This is a genomic window from Citricoccus parietis (assembly GCF_042433045.1).
Lineage (GTDB): Bacteria > Actinomycetota > Actinomycetes > Actinomycetales > Micrococcaceae > Citricoccus > Citricoccus parietis.
On record NZ_JBHLWH010000001.1, the window covers coordinates 68,100 to 83,670 of the forward strand.

At 70.2% G+C, this 15,571-nt stretch carries 17 protein-coding genes and 1 riboswitch; of the genes, 1 reads left to right on the forward strand and 16 read right to left on the reverse strand.

Going from position 1 to position 15,571, the window contains the following annotated elements:
- Window positions 1–22: 22 nt before the first annotated feature.
- Genes ACFFIO_RS00280 through hisI form a run of 3 tightly spaced genes read right to left on the reverse strand, consistent with a single transcriptional unit; the run spans window position 23 to window position 2,719 of the window.
- Window positions 23–646, reverse strand: coding sequence for a Trp biosynthesis-associated membrane protein (locus ACFFIO_RS00280; RefSeq protein WP_378039734.1), 624 nt, complete (start codon window positions 644–646; stop codon window positions 23–25).
- On the reverse strand, window positions 643–2,283 hold the full coding sequence (locus ACFFIO_RS00285; protein ID WP_378039735.1) for a chorismate-binding protein: 1,641 nt from the start codon (window positions 2,281–2,283) through the stop codon (window positions 643–645). The genes ACFFIO_RS00280 and ACFFIO_RS00285 overlap by 4 nt, the downstream gene beginning before the upstream one ends.
- On the reverse strand, window positions 2,276–2,719 hold the full coding sequence (hisI, locus tag ACFFIO_RS00290) for a phosphoribosyl-AMP cyclohydrolase (protein ID WP_378039736.1): 444 nt from the start codon (window positions 2,717–2,719) through the stop codon (window positions 2,276–2,278). Before hisI ends, ACFFIO_RS00285 begins: the two co-directional genes overlap by 8 nt.
- Before the next feature lie 39 nt (window positions 2,720–2,758).
- On the opposite strand from hisI, the gene ACFFIO_RS00295 reads away from it, so the two are divergent.
- On the forward strand, window positions 2,759–3,454 hold the full coding sequence (locus tag ACFFIO_RS00295) for a TIGR03085 family metal-binding protein (protein ID WP_378039737.1): 696 nt from the start codon (window positions 2,759–2,761) through the stop codon (window positions 3,452–3,454).
- Between the two features lie 52 nt (window positions 3,455–3,506).
- Here ACFFIO_RS00295 and ACFFIO_RS00300 read toward each other — a convergent pair whose 3' ends face one another.
- The 13 genes from ACFFIO_RS00300 to def form a co-directional block, all read right to left on the reverse strand.
- Window positions 3,507–4,397, reverse strand: coding sequence for a GNAT family N-acetyltransferase (locus ACFFIO_RS00300; protein ID WP_378039738.1), 891 nt, complete (start codon window positions 4,395–4,397; stop codon window positions 3,507–3,509).
- 43 nt (window positions 4,398–4,440) lie between these two features.
- Window positions 4,441–5,211 (reverse strand): imidazole glycerol phosphate synthase subunit HisF, encoded by a 771-nt coding sequence (gene hisF, locus ACFFIO_RS00305; RefSeq protein ID WP_378039739.1) that lies wholly within the window; start codon window positions 5,209–5,211, stop codon window positions 4,441–4,443.
- 25 nt (window positions 5,212–5,236) lie between these two features.
- Entirely contained in the window at window positions 5,237–6,088 is an 852-nt protein-coding gene (gene hisG / locus ACFFIO_RS00310; protein ID WP_378039740.1) for an ATP phosphoribosyltransferase, read from the reverse strand.
- A 71-nt stretch (window positions 6,089–6,159) separates the two neighbouring features.
- Window positions 6,160–6,423 carry a phosphoribosyl-ATP diphosphatase gene (locus tag ACFFIO_RS00315; protein ID WP_159550850.1) on the reverse strand — a complete coding sequence of 88 codons (264 nt, stop codon included), beginning with the start codon at window positions 6,421–6,423 and terminating at the stop codon, window positions 6,160–6,162.
- Window positions 6,424–6,493: 70 nt separating this feature from the next.
- The gene (gene ribH / locus ACFFIO_RS00320; protein ID WP_378039741.1) at window positions 6,494–7,036 is read right to left on the reverse strand and encodes a 6,7-dimethyl-8-ribityllumazine synthase; all 543 of its coding nucleotides are present in this window, start codon (window positions 7,034–7,036) and stop codon (window positions 6,494–6,496) included.
- Entirely contained in the window at window positions 7,033–8,427 is a 1,395-nt protein-coding gene (gene ribB / locus ACFFIO_RS00325; RefSeq protein ID WP_378039779.1) for a 3,4-dihydroxy-2-butanone-4-phosphate synthase, read from the reverse strand. Before ribB ends, ribH begins: the two co-directional genes overlap by 4 nt.
- 74 nt (window positions 8,428–8,501) lie before the next feature.
- A complete protein-coding gene (locus ACFFIO_RS00330; RefSeq protein WP_378039742.1) occupies window positions 8,502–9,230 on the reverse strand; it encodes a riboflavin synthase in 729 nt (242 codons plus the stop codon).
- Window positions 9,231–9,291: 61 nt separating this feature from the next.
- Window positions 9,292–10,524 carry a bifunctional diaminohydroxyphosphoribosylaminopyrimidine deaminase/5-amino-6-(5-phosphoribosylamino)uracil reductase RibD gene (ribD, locus tag ACFFIO_RS00335; RefSeq protein WP_378039743.1) on the reverse strand — a complete coding sequence of 411 codons (1,233 nt, stop codon included), beginning with the start codon at window positions 10,522–10,524 and terminating at the stop codon, window positions 9,292–9,294.
- Window positions 10,521–11,228, reverse strand: a complete 708-nt coding sequence (gene pnuC, locus ACFFIO_RS00340) for a nicotinamide riboside transporter PnuC (protein WP_378039744.1) — start codon at window positions 11,226–11,228, stop codon at window positions 10,521–10,523. Before pnuC ends, ribD begins: the two co-directional genes overlap by 4 nt.
- 124 nt (window positions 11,229–11,352) lie before the next feature.
- Window positions 11,353–11,497: riboswitch (FMN riboswitch) on the reverse strand.
- 36 nt (window positions 11,498–11,533) lie between these two features.
- Window positions 11,534–12,211 carry a ribulose-phosphate 3-epimerase gene (rpe, locus tag ACFFIO_RS00345; protein WP_378039780.1) on the reverse strand — a complete coding sequence of 226 codons (678 nt, stop codon included), beginning with the start codon at window positions 12,209–12,211 and terminating at the stop codon, window positions 11,534–11,536.
- Window positions 12,212–12,219: 8 nt separating this feature from the next.
- Window positions 12,220–13,962, reverse strand: a complete 1,743-nt coding sequence (locus ACFFIO_RS00350) for an RsmB/NOP family class I SAM-dependent RNA methyltransferase (RefSeq protein ID WP_378039745.1) — start codon at window positions 13,960–13,962, stop codon at window positions 12,220–12,222.
- Window positions 13,959–15,014: a methionyl-tRNA formyltransferase gene (locus tag ACFFIO_RS00355; RefSeq protein ID WP_378039746.1), complete on the reverse strand. Its 1,056-nt coding sequence runs from the start codon at window positions 15,012–15,014 to the stop codon at window positions 13,959–13,961. The genes ACFFIO_RS00350 and ACFFIO_RS00355 overlap by 4 nt, the downstream gene beginning before the upstream one ends.
- Entirely contained in the window at window positions 15,011–15,568 is a 558-nt protein-coding gene (def, locus tag ACFFIO_RS00360; RefSeq protein ID WP_378039747.1) for a peptide deformylase, read from the reverse strand. Before def ends, ACFFIO_RS00355 begins: the two co-directional genes overlap by 4 nt.
- Between the last annotated feature and the right edge of the window lie 3 nt (window positions 15,569–15,571).

Below are 15,571 nucleotides of genomic sequence, written 5' to 3' on the forward strand. Positions count from 1 at the left end.
CGCAGGTCTCGCCCCGTCTCGATCAGGTGGGATCCTGGCCGCGGCTGAGCTCGTCCCAGGCGTCGATCTCGTCCAGGTCTCCCGTGTCCCCCGCGTCCGGGGTCGCCGCCGCGGTGGCTGCAGTGGCTCCGGTGGCTCCTGGAGCTCCTGTGGCTGTTCCAGTGGCCGGTGCCGCCTCATAGCGGCGGGTGGCGGTCCACCGTCGGCCGAACAGGAGCACGGCGAGACCGCAGAGGAACAGCAGGACGCCGCCGACGAGGGTCAGCCATGGCCACACGGTGACGGCGTAGGCTCCCGCGTCCGCAGTGGTGCCGCTGGCCTCGGAGACCTGGGCGCGGGCTGCAGCTGCCGGGTCCAGGGCGGCCTGGAGGGAGGACCAGGCGGTCGCCGCCCCCGCGAGGAGCAGGAGCAGCGCCGTGATCCACCGGCCGATCCGGCGGGCCATGGACAGTGCGATGCCGGCGGCCATCCCGACCAGGGCCATGGCGGGCACGACGGCGGCAGCCTGGTTCCCGGTGGTGGTCACCGAGTCGCCCGGCAGCCCAGAGATCTGGGTCGACTCGATCCAGGTCTGGGCCCCGGTGCCGAGGATGATGGCACCAGCAGCGATGGCCCACAGGACCGCGGTGCGCCTCTTCAGCATCATGGCGTCACCTCCGGGTCCAGGGTGCTCAGCAGGCCAGCCGCGAGGACGGCCCGCATCGGGGCGCTGGACTTGGTCACCGTCTCGGCGGCCTCCGTCTCCGGGACTGAATCGGCCACGATCCCGGCGCCGGCCTGCACGTAGGCGGTCCCGTCCACGAGCGTCGCGGCGCGGATGTTGATGGCCATGTCCATGTTGCCGGCCAGGTCGAAGTAGCCGACCACGCCCCCGTAGGGGCCTCGCTCCTGGGGTTCCCACTCATCCAGCAGTTGCAGCGCCCGCGGCTTCGGCGCCCCGGACAGGGTGCCGGCGGGGAAGGCCGCGGCCAGGACGTCCAGGGCCTTCTGCCCCGGCTCCAGCCGGCCCTCCACGTGGGAGACCAGGTGCATGATGTGGCTGAACCGCTCCACCTCCATGAACTGGGTGACGGACACGCTGCCGGGCACGCAGACCTTGGACAGGTCGTTCCGGGAGAGGTCCACGAGCATCAGGTGTTCCGCCCGCTCCTTCTGGTCGTTGACCAGCAGCTTCTCGTGCAGGTGGTCATCCTCCACGGTGGCTCCGCGGGGCTGCGATCCGGCGATCGGGTGGGTGATCACCGAGCCGTCGTTGACGGTGACCAGCGCCTCCGGCGAGGAGCCGACGATCTGGTACCGGCCGCCGTCGGGCCCGGGCTTCTCGAAGGAGAACAGGTACATGTACGGGCTGGGGTTCATGGCGCGCAGGACGCGGTAGATGTCCAGGCCGCTGGCCGTGGTGTCCGCGGAGAAACGGCGCGAGACGACGATCTGGAAGACCTCACCGTCCACGATGGCCTGCTGGGCCTTGGCGACGGCGTCCAGGAAGCCCTCGTGCGTCCACGAATCGTGGACGTGGGCCGAGACGTCGAGGTTCAGCCAGTCCCTCGGGGCGACGGACACCGGGTCACCACTGGCCGGCACGCCGCCTTCTGGCCTGCCCCCTGCGGACGTCGGTGCGCCGGGCAGGGCCGGACCGGTGAGCCGGACGGCCATCGAGCGCAGTCGCTCCACGGCGTCCGTCCACGCCTCGCGGGCGCCGGAGGCCAGGCCGTTGTGGTTGATCGCGTTGGCCACGAGGGTGACGGTGCCGTCCACGGTGTCATGCACGGCGAGGTCCGTGATGAGGTTCATGGCCATCTCCGGCAGCCCGAGGTCGTCGGGCGGCGGGCTCGGCAGCTTCTCCCAGCGGCGCACCGTGGGCCAGCCGAGGAAACCAGCCATCCCGGAGACCAGGTTGGGCAGGTCCTTGCCCAACCCCTCGCGTACGTCGGTGGACAACAGGTCCAGGGTCGCCCGGAGCACCTCGATGGGGTCGCCTTCGGTGGGCACTCCGGCTGGGGGCTCCCCCAGCCAGTGGGCCACGGCGTCCCCTCCCTGCCGGCGCGTGGTCAGTGTTGCAGCGCTTCCCGCCCCGATGAACGAGTAGCGGGACCAGACGCCACCCTGCGCCGCTGACTCCATCAGGAAGGTGCCGGGCTCGTCCGCGGCCAGGCGGCGGTAGATGCCGACCGGAGTCAGGCCGTCCGCCAGCACCGTCAGGGTGACGGGGATGACCCGGTGCTGTCCGGCGAGGTCCTCGAAATCCTCCGCGGAGGGGGTGATGGTGCCGAGCTCACGCATCCGTGGTGGTCTCCTTCGCTGTGGGGCTTGCAGGCACGTCAGCAAGGGCAGGACGATCTGGACGGTCAGGGCCGGAGAGCGGCAGCTGGCGTCCGTCGAAGCACGTGCGGGTGCCCGTGTGGCAGGCGGCGCCGGTCTGGTCGACCTGCACGAGCAACGCGTCGCCGTCGCAGTCCAGGGCCACGGAGCGGACCTCCTGGATGTGGCCGGAGGTGTCCCCCTTGCGCCAGTACTCCCGCCGTGAGCGCGAATAGTAGGTGGCCCGGCCGGAGTCCAGAGTGCGCCGCAGGGCCTCCTCGTCCATCCAGCCCAGCATCAGCACCTCGCCGGTGTCGTGCTGCTGGGCGATGGCGGCGACGAGGCCGTCGGGCGTCTTCTTGAGCCGCTGTGCGATCGCCGGGTCGAGTGCCACATCGGCGGAGGCGGTGTTGTCCATGGTGATCCAGTCTAGGCTCCGTGTAGCGTTGTCCCTGTTATGGGGAACCACGCCGACCGGACCACCGGCCAGACACCTGGACGCGACTTCACCGCGGCCTCTCGGGATGCACTCGTCGAGTCGTTGCTGTCCGCCGGTCCCGGCCGACCGACCCTGTGCGAGGGATGGCAGACAGAGCACCTCGCAGCCCATATCGTCCTGCGGGAGAGTTCGCCGCTCGTGGCCGGCCTGGTGCTCCGCCCCCTGGCCCGCACCCTGGAGCGGAAGACCATGGAACTCGGCGCCGCCTCGTCCTCGCCGCCCGCCTACCAGCAGCTGGTGGACCGGGTGGCCTCCGGACCGCAGCCACCGGCGCGACTGCGCCAGAACCCGCAGGCCTCGAGACTCACCAAGACCATCCAGGGGTCCACAGCAGCCCGGCGTGCCGCCCAGGCCACGAACCTGCTTGAGTTCTTCGTCCACACCGAGGACGTCCGGCGCGCCCAGGACCGCTGGGCCCCGCGCCACCTCGCCGATGACTACGCCAACGCCCTGTTCACCGAGTTCGGCCGCCGGGTGCGCATGATGTACCGCTCCGAGCCGACCGGGGTTGTCCTGGCCCGCAGTACGGGCCAACGCCTGGTGGCGCGCCCCACCGGCAAGGACGAGGAGACCCGGACCGTCTCCGGTCCGGCCGGGGAACTCGTGCTGCATGCGTTCGGCCGCCGCGACCATGCCCTGGTGCTGCTGGACTGATCCTGGTGATCCGATTCGCCTGACCCGATTCTGCTGATCCTGGTGGACAGTGTCAGTGGGCGCGGGTGAGGTACCGGTACCGCGCCACCGTCGAGAAGCCGGCCGCCTGGTAGACGGCGCTCGCCCGCGTGGACCGCTCCTCCACCTGCAGCCAGCACCCGGAGACGTCCAGCCGGACGAGGTGGTTGAAGATGGCATCCAACAGCAGAGCCGACAGTCCCCGCCCGCGCCGGTCCTCACGGACCCACAGCGCATAGATTCCCGCGTAGTTGTTCGACGAGGAGCCCTCCGGGGTCACGAGGGAGACCTTCGCCCCGCCGGCGATGTTGCCGTCCTCGTCCAGGCAGCTGTAGAACCGGCTGCGACCGCCCCCGAGCAGGCGGCGGTGGACCATCCGGCTCGCGGAGTCGTCCCCCGACGGCCCGCTGCCCGCGTCCCGGCCCATGTAGGCCTCCAGCCATTCGTCGCTGAGGGTGTCGCTGACGAGGATGCGCCGGTCCCACTCGGCGTCCGCCGGGAGAGCCTCCCGATCCATCCACAGCACGCCGGTGGGGGCGACGGCCTCGTAGCCGCGGCGTTCCAACAGCTGGCCCAGGCGCTGCTGGCCCTCGAAGAACGCTTCAGACTCCACGTGGTCTGCCGCGATGGTGACGCCCGCTGAAGGAATCCCCGAGGATCCCTCCGAAGAGGTCTCCGAAGAAATTTCCGCAGAGCCTTCCAGCCAGGATCCCGACGCCGGCAGCCATTGCTGGAAGGTCGGAGCCAGCCAGCGCTCGGCGCTTCGCCGCTCGACTTCGTCCGCGGCAGCCTCGATCTCCGCCACGGAGGCCGGCATCGTCGCGGACACCACGGAATTGGCGCGCCGCGTGATGCCGGACGAGAAGCGCACGGACCAGCCGTTGACCTCTTGTGACTCGATGGCCGGCCAGCCCAGGAGGGTCAAGCGCTGCAGCTCGACTGGGGAGGGAGGCGGAGGGGTAGGGCGGTTAGCGGACGGGATAGCCGGCCTCCCTGATGGCGGCCTTGACCCGGGAGATCATGTCCACCGGTCCGAAGTGGAAGATCGAGGCGGCCAGCACGGCGTCCGCCCCGGCTTCGATGGCCGGCGGGAAGTGCTCCGGTGCGCCGGCACCCCCGGAGGCGATGAGGGGAACGGTGGTCACGGCGCGCACGGCGCGGATCATGTCCAGGTCGAAGCCCTCCTTGGTGCCGTCGGCGTCGATGGAGTTCAACAGGATCTCCCCCACACCACGCGCGGAGGCCTCCCGGCACCACTCGACGGCGTCGATCCCGGTGCCCTGACGTCCGCCGTGGGTGGTGACCTCGTAGCCGGAGCCCACCGCCGGATCATCCGTGCGGCGGGCGTCGAGAGAGAGGGTGAGGACCTGGGATCCGAAGCGCTGGGTGATCTCGTTGATGACCTCCGGCCGAGCCACGGCCGCGGTGTTGATGGACGCCTTGTCCGCGCCGGACCTCAGCAGCCGGGCCACGTCGTCCACGGTACGCACGCCGCCGCCGACGGTCAGCGGGATGAACACCTCCTCGGCGGTCTGGGAGACCACCTCGTAGGTGGTCGCACGGTCGGCGGTGGAGGCGGTGACATCCAGGAACGTGAGCTCGTCGGCGCCGGCCTCGTTGTAACGTCGGGCCAGCTCGACCGGATCGCCGGCGTCCCGCAGGGCCGCGAAGTTGACGCCCTTGACGACCCGACCGGCATCGACATCCAGGCAGGGGATCACGCGTACGGCAACGGGCATGGGCACTTCCTCGGGTGGTTCGGGATCAGATGCGGATGGCGTGGATGGCGGAGACCAGGATGGCGCGGGCGCCGAGGTCATAGAGCTCATCCATCACCTTGTTGGTGTCCCCCTTCTTGACCATGGAACGGACCGCGACCCAGTTCTCGTCCTGCAACGGGGAGATGGTCGGCGATTCCAGTCCGGGGGTCACGGCCGAGGCCCGGTCCAGGTTCGCGCGGCTCACGTCATAGTCGATCATGACGTAGCGGCGGGCCACCAGGACACCCTGCAGGCGCCGCAGCAACACATCCAGGCCCTCGGGGCGGCGCCCGGTCTGACCGATGATGATGGCCTCGGACTGCATGATCGGTTCCCCGAAGGTCTCCATGCCGGCTGCCTTGAGCGTGCTGCCGGTCTCCACCACGTCCGCGATGGCGTCCGCCACGCCCAGGTTGACCGAGGACTCCACGGCACCGTCAAGGTGCACGATCATCTCCGGCTTCAACGACTGGGTGGCGAGGTAGTCCTCGAGCAGCCCGTCATAGCTGGTGGCAATGCGCTTGCCCTCGAGCTCGGTCTGCGAGGAGAACCGTCCGACCGGGGCGGCGAAGCGGAAGGTGGACTTGCCGAAGCCCAGGGCCATGATCTCCTCCGCGGACCCGCCGACCTGGGCATCCTGGAAGAGGTCGCGCCCAGTCAGACCGATGTCCAGGGTGCCCTGTCCCACGTAGACGGCGATGTCACGGGGCCGCAGGTAGAAGAACTCCACCTGGTTCTCTGGGTCCATCATCACCAGTTCCTTGGTGTCCCTCCGCTGGAGGTATCCGGCTTCCTGGAGCATGTCTCGGGCGGCCTCGGACAGGGCGCCCTTGTTGGGAACGGCGATGCGCAGCATAGGTGCTGGTTCTCCTGGTGTGGTGGGTGGTGCGGCGGATGGTGAGGTGGTCGGCGTGCGGCCGGGACTCCTCAGAGGTGGCGGTAGACGTCCTCAAGGGTCAGGCCCTTGGCGATCATCATGACCTGCAGGTGGTAGAGCAACTGGGAGATCTCCTCGGCCGCCTCGTCCTTCGACTCGTATTCGGCGGCCATCCACACCTCGGCGGCCTCCTCCACGACCTTCTTGCCGATCCCATGGACTCCGGAGTCGAGTTCGGCAACGGTCCCGGACCCTTCCGGCCGGGTCTCGGCCTTCCGGCTCAGCTCAGCAAAGAGTTCATCGAAGGTTTTCACCCTCCCAGCGTAGCCACCGCCGGGCAGTACCTCTGACCGCGCCCGTCCAATGTGACGCAGAAGCCACCGCTCAGCGCAGCGACAGTTCCGTCAGGACGGCCGCCTGGAACGCCTCGTACCCCTTGTCCTCACTGGACCCCTCGAGCCCGGCCCGGTCCAGGGCCTGCTCCTCGGTATCACAGGTCAGGACCCCGAAGCCGACGGGGGTCCCGGTGCGCACGGAGACGTCCACGAGCCCCTGAGTCGCACCGGAGCAGACATACTCGAAGTGCGGGGTTCCGCCTCGGATCACGACGCCGAGGGCCACGATCGCGTCGAAACGGGGTGCCAGCCTGGCCGCCGCCACGGGCAGTTCGAAGGTCCCGGGGACGCGGAACTCCTCGACCTCGATCCCGGCCCCAGCCACGGGCTGCGCTGCAGCCACCACGTCGGCGGCCGCCCGACGGGTGCCGGCCAGCAGCCCCTCCATGACCTGATCATGCCACTGGGCCGCGACCACGGCGACGCGCAAGGGGCCGTTCGAGTCCGTGGTGCCGGCCGCCGTCGTGCGTTTCCCCGCCAGTTTCTCTCCGAGGGCTGCGCCCAGTCCCTGGGGTGCTCCGTGACCGCTCATGCTGTGTCTCCTGTGGTTTCGGGTGGTGTGGTTACTGGTGGTGTGGTTACTGGTGATGTTGCTGCCGGTGACGTGGCTGGTGACCCGGGCATCGTGCTCGCCTGCCGCAGCACGAGGTCACCGGAGAGCCGGTGCGCCATGCGGTCCCGCTTGGTGGTCAGGTAGCCGCGGTTGTACTCGGTGACGGGGGCGGGGCTCGGGACGATCTCCGCCACCTCAATCCCCTCCCGTTCCAGCTGCTCTGACTTGTCCGGGTTGTTGGTCACCAGACGGATGCGGTCCAGTCCGAGCCGGCGCAGGATCGCGGCCGCGGACCGGTAACTGCGGGCGTCGGCGGGCAGGCCGAGATGCTCGTTCGCGGCGACGGTGTCGAGTCCGGAGTCCTGCAGTGCGTAGGCCAGGATCTTGTTGGCCAGGCCGATCCCCCGCCCCTCGTGGCCGCGGAGATAGATCACCGTTCCACCCTCGGCCATCGCCTGCCGCAGGGCATGGTCGAGTTGGGCGCCGCAGTCGCAGCGTTCCGAACCGAAGACGTCCCCCGTCAGGCACTCGGAATGCAGCCGGACGAGCGGAGCCCCGACGTCCAGCCCGGTGGCCCCGGCTTCCGGCGCCTGGAGCACCACATGCTCGGCGCCGGTCTCCTGGTCGGGATGGACGGACACCTGGAACGTGCCGTATCGGGTGGGCAGGTTCACCGTCGGCGTGCTGGTGTCGGGTTCGTCCGCTGGCTCTACAGCGTGCTCCACACCCTGAACCACACGGTGCTCGTCTCCCTCGGCGGCCAGATACGCGACGAGGTCCTCGATCGAGACCAGTGGCAGCCGGTGCCGATCGGCGAAGCGGCGCAGGCCGGGCAGGCGCATCATGGAGCCGTCGTCATTGACGAGTTCGGCGATGGCCCCCACCGGGGCCCGCCCGGCGAGTCGGCTCAGTTCCACGGCCGCCTCGGTGTGTCCGCGCCGCTCGGCCACGCCGCCGGCCGCTGCCACCAGCGGGAAGACATGCCCGGGGCGGCTGACCAGGTCGGCGGTCGCCGACGGATCGGCCAGCACCTTGAGCGTGGTCGCGCGGTCCGCGGCGGAGATGCCCGTGGTGGTGCCGGCGATCGCATCACAGGACACGGTGTACGCGGTTCCCTTGGGGTCCTCGTTGCGCGCGGCCATGGGCGGAAGGTCCAGGCGTTCGGCGACGTCGGCCGGCATCGGAGCGCACAGCACCCCGGACGTGTAGCGCACGGTCAGGGCCACGATCTCCGGGGTGGCGGCGTCCGCGGCGAAGACGATGTCGCCCTCATTCTCGCGGTCTGCGTCATCCACCACGACGACGGCCCGGCCGGCCGAGATGGCCGCGATCGCCTTCTCGATCGAGTCCAGCTGGATCGGGTGCTGGATCGTCGGGTGGTTCGGTGCTGCCTGGTTCGGTGCTGCCTGATTCGGCTGTGCCTCAGTTGGCTGTGCTGGGGACCTCATCCCGCCACCTCCTGCCCTGCGGTGGCACTGGCACTGGCGCGGTCATGGTCCGTCAGCCGGGCGGCGTACTTGGCCACCACATCGACCTCGAGGTTGACCCGGTCCCCCACGCTGCGGGTGCCGAGAGTGGTCTCGGCCAGGGTGGCGGGGATGAGGCCGATCTCGAACCAGTCGTTGGCTGCTCCGGACGGTGCCCCGGACAGGGTTTCTGACTCCGAAGCTCGGTTCACGTCATTGACGGCCGTGACGGTCAGGGAGACGCCGTCAACGGCGATGGACCCCTTCTCGGCGACATAGCGGCCCAGCCCGGAGGGCAGGGCGATGCGGACCTGGCGCCACGATCCGTGGACCTCGATCTTGGCGATGGTCCCGGTGCCGTCGACATGGCCCTGCACGATATGGCCGTCGAAGCGGCCCGAGGCCGGCATGCAGCGTTCCAGGTTGACCCGGTCCCCCGCTTGCAGGTCTCCGACGGCGGTCCGGCGCAACGTCTCACCGATGACGTCGACGATGACCGAGCCGGGCTTCAGGTCCTCCGTGCTGGCGCCATCGGCCACGGACACCGCCGTGGCGGTGAGGCAGGTGCCGTTGACGGCGAGGGATCCCCCGAGGGGAAGATCGACACTCGAGGCCGGGGCGTGGATGGTGAGCCGCGCCGAGTCCTGGTCCGGGCGGTGTTCGAGCTCGGTGATGGTGCCGAGTTCAGTGATGATTCCGGTAAACATGGGGTTCCCTCCGGGAGGTCCGTGATGGGTCATGGGGTCTGTGCAGCTCGCGGCTCTGCCCCTAGGGGGCCGCATAGTGGAGCAGGACGTCGTCCCCGAGCCGGCTGAGGGCGCCGTTCTCGGCTGCGTCCAGCGTCAGGCGCAGGGCGTGGGACAGGGTGGTGTGCTGTGGCAGGTCGAGTCCGGCAGGGCCGGAGCCGAGGACCAGGGGGGCCTGGTAGAGGAACACTTCATCGACGAGGCCGGCCCCCATCCAGGCCGAGAGCACGGTGGGGCCGCCCTCGATCAGGACATGGCCCGGACTGGTACCTCCGTGGGGCCACGAGGTGGAGACGGAGTGGCGTTCGGTGTTGCCTTCGGCGACGTCTCCGGCGGTCAGCTGATCGAGGACCACCTGAGGGTCATGGCTCTCGACATGGACCCAGGAGGCGCCACCCCTGAGAGCCGCCCCGGCGGGAACGGCCCTACGGCCCTGGACCACGGGGACCGGCTGGCGGGGCAGGTCACGGCCGTCCTCATCCCGGGCCGTCAGCCGCGGATCGTCCGCGAGCACGGTTCCGGTCCCGACGATGATCGCGTTCACCCGGGAGCGCACCCGGTGGGCATGCCGCCGGGATTCAGGACCGGTGATCCACTGGCTGGTGCCGTCGGCGGCGGCCACGCGGCCGTCCAGGGACTGGGCGAGATGTGCCGTGACGAAGGGGCGTCCGCTGTCACGCGCCAGCATCCACCGTCGGTTGAGGTCGGCCGCCCCGGCACGCCGCACCTGATCCGCGTCGACCTGTTCCACGTCGAGGCCGGCGCTGCGCAGCCGGGCCGCGCCGCCGCCGTCGGGCCCGGTGGGGTCCGCCACCGCGTACCGCACCGTGCGGATCCCCGAGGCCAGGATGGCTTCGGTGCAGGGGCCGGTGGTGCCGGTGTGGTCGCAGGGCTCCAGGGTGATCCAGAGCGTGGCGTCTGCGGGGCCGAGCCTCGAGGTCGAGCTGGACTCGTTGAAGCCACTGAAGCTACCGAATCCGCTGAAGCCGGCCAGGGCCTCGACCTCGGCGTGGGCGGTTCCCCGGCCCCGGTGGTATCCGGAGGCGAGCACCCTGCCGTCCGAGGCGGTGATGATCGCTCCCACGAGCGGATTGGCACCTCGGGGCCCGCGCAGGGCCTGCGCCACGGCCAGGGTCAGGGCCTCCTCGGGACCGGCAACTGTGGTGCCGGCAACCTGGGTGCCGGCAACCTGGGGGCCGGCAACCTGGGGGCCGGCGATCTGGCCGCCAGCAATGACGCTGTCAGACGCGCTCATGGGACACGCACCGTCGGGTCCGGCATGACCGTCTCGACCTCGGGCTTCTCATTCGCCTTGGCATGCACCCAGACGAAGAAGCCGACGAGGGTGAAGGCCCCGTAGAACATGTACATGAACGCACTGGCGTAGTAGCCGGCGCTGAAGAGCAGCGGCACCCCGACGACGTCGACCGCCACCCACACCAGCCAGAACTCGACCCAGCCGCGGGCCATGCCGTAGGTGGCGATGAGCGAGCCGACAAAGGTCCACGCATCCGCCCAGACGGGTTCGTAGGACCCCAGCGCCGTGAACAGCGGCGTGAGGGCGAGGGTACCGATCACCATGGTCGCCACGATCCCGATGCGGGCCTTCAGCCCGGCCCACTGCGGGGAGATCGCCGTTGCGTCACCGGCGCGTTCGGCCTTGGCGCGGCGCCATTGCACCCAGCCGTAGACCGAGACGGTGATGAACATGATCTGGCGACCGGCCTGGCCCAGCAGGTTCGCGGCGTCCGCCCCGCCGAACAGGCTGGACAGGAACACCGTGAGCAGGATGACGTTGCCGATGATGCCGATGGGCCAGGCCCAGACCTTGCGGCGCATGCCGCCCAGGGCCGAGGCCAGACCGAAGATGTTGCCGACCACTTCTCGCATCAACAGGCCGCCGCCGGCGACCGGGATGTACCAATTGAAGAGTTCGACGAGCCACCGCATAAAATCCATGAATCCTCCTTCGGAACGCGGCGGCTCCGGGGGATCATGCTGCGGATTCGCCCCTCCCGTCGGGCGGTCCCGGGTAGCCCGAATCGGCTACCGCGAAACCACACCCACCGGAACGGCGGTGCTGCACGTGCTTCTCCCATCCAGACTTTAACTGTCGGTACCGGAATTCCACCGGTTCAACCGCTGGTCGATGGCCACGGGTGTGGGTCGACGCGCGGGTCGCGGACTTTGACCGCCGGTTCGGATTTACACCGACCCCGGAGCACGTTGACTCGATTGTGCCACAACACACGGTCTGTCCGCCCTCAGCGGAGCGGGGCGCTTCTCAATTCGTCAATTGCGGCCTCGGGGTCCTCGGCTCCGTAGACGGCCGAGCCCGCCACGAACACGTCCGCACCGGCCTCGGCGGCGCGCATGATGGTGTCCCGGGTGACGCCCCCGTCCACCTGCAGGGCGACCGGCACACCGGAGCCGTCCAGCGCCTCCCTGGCGCGCCGGATCTTCGGCAGGACCACGTCGAGGAACGGCTGGCCGCCGAAGCCGGGCTCCACGGTCATGAGCAACAGCAGGTCCAGCTCTTCGAGCAGGTCCAGATAGGGCTCGACGGCGGTCGCGGGCTTGAGCGCCATGCCCGCCTTGGCTCCGTGGGAGCGCAGTTCCCGGGCCAGCCGGAGGGGCGCCCCGGCCGCCTCCGCATGGAAGGTCACGGACTCGGCACCAGCCTCCGCGTAGGCGGGCGCCCAGCGATCGGCGTCCTGGATCATCAGGTGCACGTCCAGGGGCAGGTCGGTGGCCCGGCGGATGGCCTGGACCACGGGCAGACCGAGCGTCAGGTTCGGCACGAAGTGGTTGTCCATGACGTCCACGTGCACGGCGTCGGCGTTCCGGATCCGCGCGAGTTCCTCGGCCAGCCGGGCGAAGTCGGCCGACAGGATGGACGGGTGGATGTGAATGCCGCGGGAGTGCTCCGCGTGGTGGGGCATGGCGTGTCTCACGACTCCACCTTCCGGAAGAGAGCCATGAACATGGCGTCGGTGGCGTGCAGGTGGGGCCACAGCTGGCTGGTGTTACCGGAATCGGCAGAGCGCGCAGTCGGCTCACTGCCAGCATCCTTCAGAGCCGGTGCCACCTCCGTCAGGTAGCCGGTGGTGTCCAACAGCTCCAGCCCGGGATGGCGCTTGAGCACATCCTGGACCTGGAACACCGTCTCGGCAGGATGGGGCGAGCAGGTCACGTACCCCAGGACACCGCCGGGCTTCAGCGCCTCCACCGCTGAGTCCAGCAACTGGCGCTGCAATTCGGTCAGGGGGCCCAAGTCCGAGGGCTGACGCCGCCACCGGGACTCCGGCCGGCGTCGCAGGGCTCCTAGCCCGGTGCACGGCGCATCCACCAGGATCCGGTCGAAGGCCTCGGGCTGCTCCGTCCCCAGGTCCCGGCCGTCTCCGCAGCGGATGGACCAGGTCTTGCCTGCATCAGCCGCACCAGCCGCATCAGCCGCACTCGCTCCGCCCGGCACGGCGGCCAGTGCGTTCTCCACGAGCCTGGCCCGGTGCTCGGCCGGCTCGTTGGCCAGCAGGGTCGCCCCCTGTTCGCGGGCCAACGCGGCCAGCAGGGCCGCCTTGCCGCCGGGGCCGGCGCAGAGATCGAGCCAGCGTTCCGGCGCGTGCGAATCCCCTGATGCCCCCGGTGCACCCGGCGCGGCACTCCCCACGGGGACCACCGCCAGGGCACGGGCCGTGAGCTGGGAGCCCACGTCCTGCACGCGGATGGTGCCCTCCTTCACGCCGGGCAACCGGCCGGCGTCGCCGTCGCGGTAGAGGGCCGAGCCCGGCACCAATGGGCCGGGTTCCGCGCCGGCCGCGAGCACAGGCTGCAGGTCGCCCAATCCGGGCAGGGCCACCAGGTTGACCACCGGGGCGGCGTTGTCCGCCTCCAGCAGGGCTTCGAGTTCTGCCGTCCGCCCCTCGGCCGGGCGCCCGTGGTTGGCCAGCGACTGACGCAGGGCGCGGATGATCCACTGCGGGTGGGAGTGCCGGATAGCCAGGGCGGCGTCCGAGGCGGCACCGGTCTGCTCGTCCACGGGAGCCAGTTGGTCCAGCCACGCCTCGCGCTCCTGGGCGGTGACCTTGCGGAGCACGGCGTTGACGAGGCCGGAGGGGCCGGCACCGATCTGGTCGCGCACCAGGGACACCGTCGAGTCCAGGGCCGCATGGGACGGCACCCGCATGCCGAGCAACTGGTGGGCACCGAGCCGCAGGGCATCCAGGACAGGACGGTCGAGCTGGTCCAGGGGGCGGTCCACGCAGGTGGCCAACACGGCGTCGTAGAAGCCCTGTTGGCGCAGGGCTCCGTAGGTCAGCTCGGTCGCGAAGCCGGCATCGCGCTTGTCCAGCCGGTGGGCGGCGATCCGCCCCGGCAGCACGAGGTTCGCGTAGGCGTCGTCCCTGCTGACCGCGGTCAGCGTCTCGAAGGCCGCCAGCCGGGACGGGTCCGCCGACCGGCGACGCTGCGAGGGTGCCGACGCCGAGTACTGCCGGGGTCCGCCGGAGGTGCCGCGGTTGCGGGTGCGGCCCTGCTCGTCGCGGCGTTCGTTGCGGCCCTGCTCGTCGCGGCGTTCGTTGCGGCCCTGGCCCTGGCTGCGCTGCTCATTGCGGCGTTCCGGCCGACCTGGCTGGCCTGGCCGGCCTGATTTCCCTGGCTGTCCTGGCCAGCGGCCCTTGCCCTGCTCGCTCATCGTGTTCCTTCAGTCGCTGTCTCTGCCGTGGATCCGGTCTGGAATCGGGTGCCCTCCGGCAGTCCCCTCGCCCAATCGGCTGCGGACATCGGTTTCTTGCCGGCGGGCTGGACCTGCACCAATCGCACCGTCCCGTCCGCGCATTGCAGATGCACCGTCTTGCGGCCGCGGTGCAGGTGGCCGGGTGGTGGAGCAGGAAGGTCAGCGGCGCCCTCGGGAAGTTCCTCCGGAACGGCACCGAGGAGCTTGACCCGCTGCTGTGACGGTGAATCCAGTGCCTCCGATTTCTCCTCCAGCAGGGCCCAGGCGCCGGGCTCCGGCGTGGTGCCGTTGATCCGGGCGGCGACAGCGACCGCCGGCCGTGCGGCGTCCACGAACCCGTCAGCCTGGTCCAGTTTCGGGGCGAGGCAGGGCTCTCCGCTCTGCGGTTCGGCCGACGCGGTGCCGGCCAGGATGGCGGCCATCGTGCTCGCGAGCAGCTCCGCGCCCGAGACGGCCAGGTCAGCGAGCACCGCCCCGGACGTCTCTCCGGGGTGTAGGTCACGGACCAGGCGCGAGAACACGGGCCCCGTGTCGAGTCCCTCCTCCAACTGGAAGACACACGCACCGGTCTGAGGTGCTTGGTCGATCACGGCATGCTGCACCGGTGCGGCGCCCCGATAGGCGGGCAGCAGCGAGAAGTGCAGGTTCACCCAGCCGTGGTGCGGCAGGTCCAGGCCGGCTGTGGGCACCAGTGCCCCATAGGCCACGACGGCGGCCGCGTCCAGGTCCAGCGCGGCGATCCGGTCGAGGATTTCCAGGCCGGCGTCGCCAGTCAGGCGGGAGGCATAGAGGATCGGCAGGCACAGCTCCGCGGCACGGGCGGCCACCGGTGAGGGGGTCAGGACGCGCTTGCGACCCACCGGCGCATCCGGACGGGTCAACACGGCGGCGATCGTGAAGCCGGCGTCCACCAGGGCGTCCAGCGACGGGACGGCGGTGTCCGGGGTTCCGGCGAACAGGATCCGGTAGGTGGAGTTCTCGCTCGGTGCAGTGTTCGGTGCAGCGCTCACAGAGAACCTCCGAAACTGGAGCTGATCGTGGCCGCGCGGTCGGCCCGGGTGGAGCCGGTGATGCGGCCGTAGCCGGGGTCGCGGAGTTTGCGGCGTGAATCCTTGCGGTCCTCACCGGTGAGCCGGTCGATGTAGAGCATGCCCTCGAGGTGGTCGACCTCGTGCTGGAAGCAGCGTGCGGTCAGACCTTCGCCCCGAAAGCTCACCGGTTTCCCGTCCTGGTCGACGCCCGTGACGGTGGCCTCGGCGAAGCGTTCGGGGTGGTAGCGCAGTCCCGGCACGGACAGGCAGCCCTCCCCCGGTTCGGTCAGCTTCTGACCCGAGGTCTCCAGGACCGGGTTGACCACGTGCCCGCGCTGGCCCTCCACATCGAAGGTGAAGATCCTCAACCCCACGCCGACCTGCGGGGCAGCGAGACCCACACCGCCGACGTCGTCCATGGTCTCGAACATGTCCTGCACCAGCTGGTGCAGGTTTCGACGGCCGACCGGCACGGGGTCGGCGAGGGTGCGCAGTACGGGATCGGGAACGGTGCGGATGGGCAGGACAGTCACGGC

Coding starts and splice junctions, on each gene's coding strand:
- ACFFIO_RS00330 (WP_378039742.1), bottom strand. CDS start 9,230: ATGTTTACCGGAATCATCACTGAACTCGGCACCATCACCGAGCTCGAA.
- ACFFIO_RS00350 (WP_378039745.1), bottom strand. CDS start 13,962: ATGAGCGAGCAGGGCAAGGGCCGCTGGCCAGGACAGCCAGGGAAATCA.
- ACFFIO_RS00285 (WP_378039735.1), bottom strand. CDS start 2,283: ATGCGTGAGCTCGGCACCATCACCCCCTCCGCGGAGGATTTCGAGGAC.
- pnuC (WP_378039744.1), bottom strand. CDS start 11,228: ATGGATTTTATGCGGTGGCTCGTCGAACTCTTCAATTGGTACATCCCG.
- ribD (WP_378039743.1), bottom strand. CDS start 10,524: ATGAGCGCGTCTGACAGCGTCATTGCTGGCGGCCAGATCGCCGGCCCC.
- hisG (WP_378039740.1), bottom strand. CDS start 6,088: ATGCTGCGCATCGCCGTTCCCAACAAGGGCGCCCTGTCCGAGGCCGCC.
- hisF (WP_378039739.1), bottom strand. CDS start 5,211: ATGCCCGTTGCCGTACGCGTGATCCCCTGCCTGGATGTCGATGCCGGT.
- ribH (WP_378039741.1), bottom strand. CDS start 7,036: ATGAGCGGTCACGGAGCACCCCAGGGACTGGGCGCAGCCCTCGGAGAG.
- rpe (WP_378039780.1), bottom strand. CDS start 12,211: ATGCCCCACCACGCGGAGCACTCCCGCGGCATTCACATCCACCCGTCC.
- ACFFIO_RS00280 (WP_378039734.1), bottom strand. CDS start 646: ATGATGCTGAAGAGGCGCACCGCGGTCCTGTGGGCCATCGCTGCTGGT.
- hisI (WP_378039736.1), bottom strand. CDS start 2,719: ATGGACAACACCGCCTCCGCCGATGTGGCACTCGACCCGGCGATCGCA.
- ACFFIO_RS00295 (WP_378039737.1), top strand. CDS start 2,759: ATGGGGAACCACGCCGACCGGACCACCGGCCAGACACCTGGACGCGAC.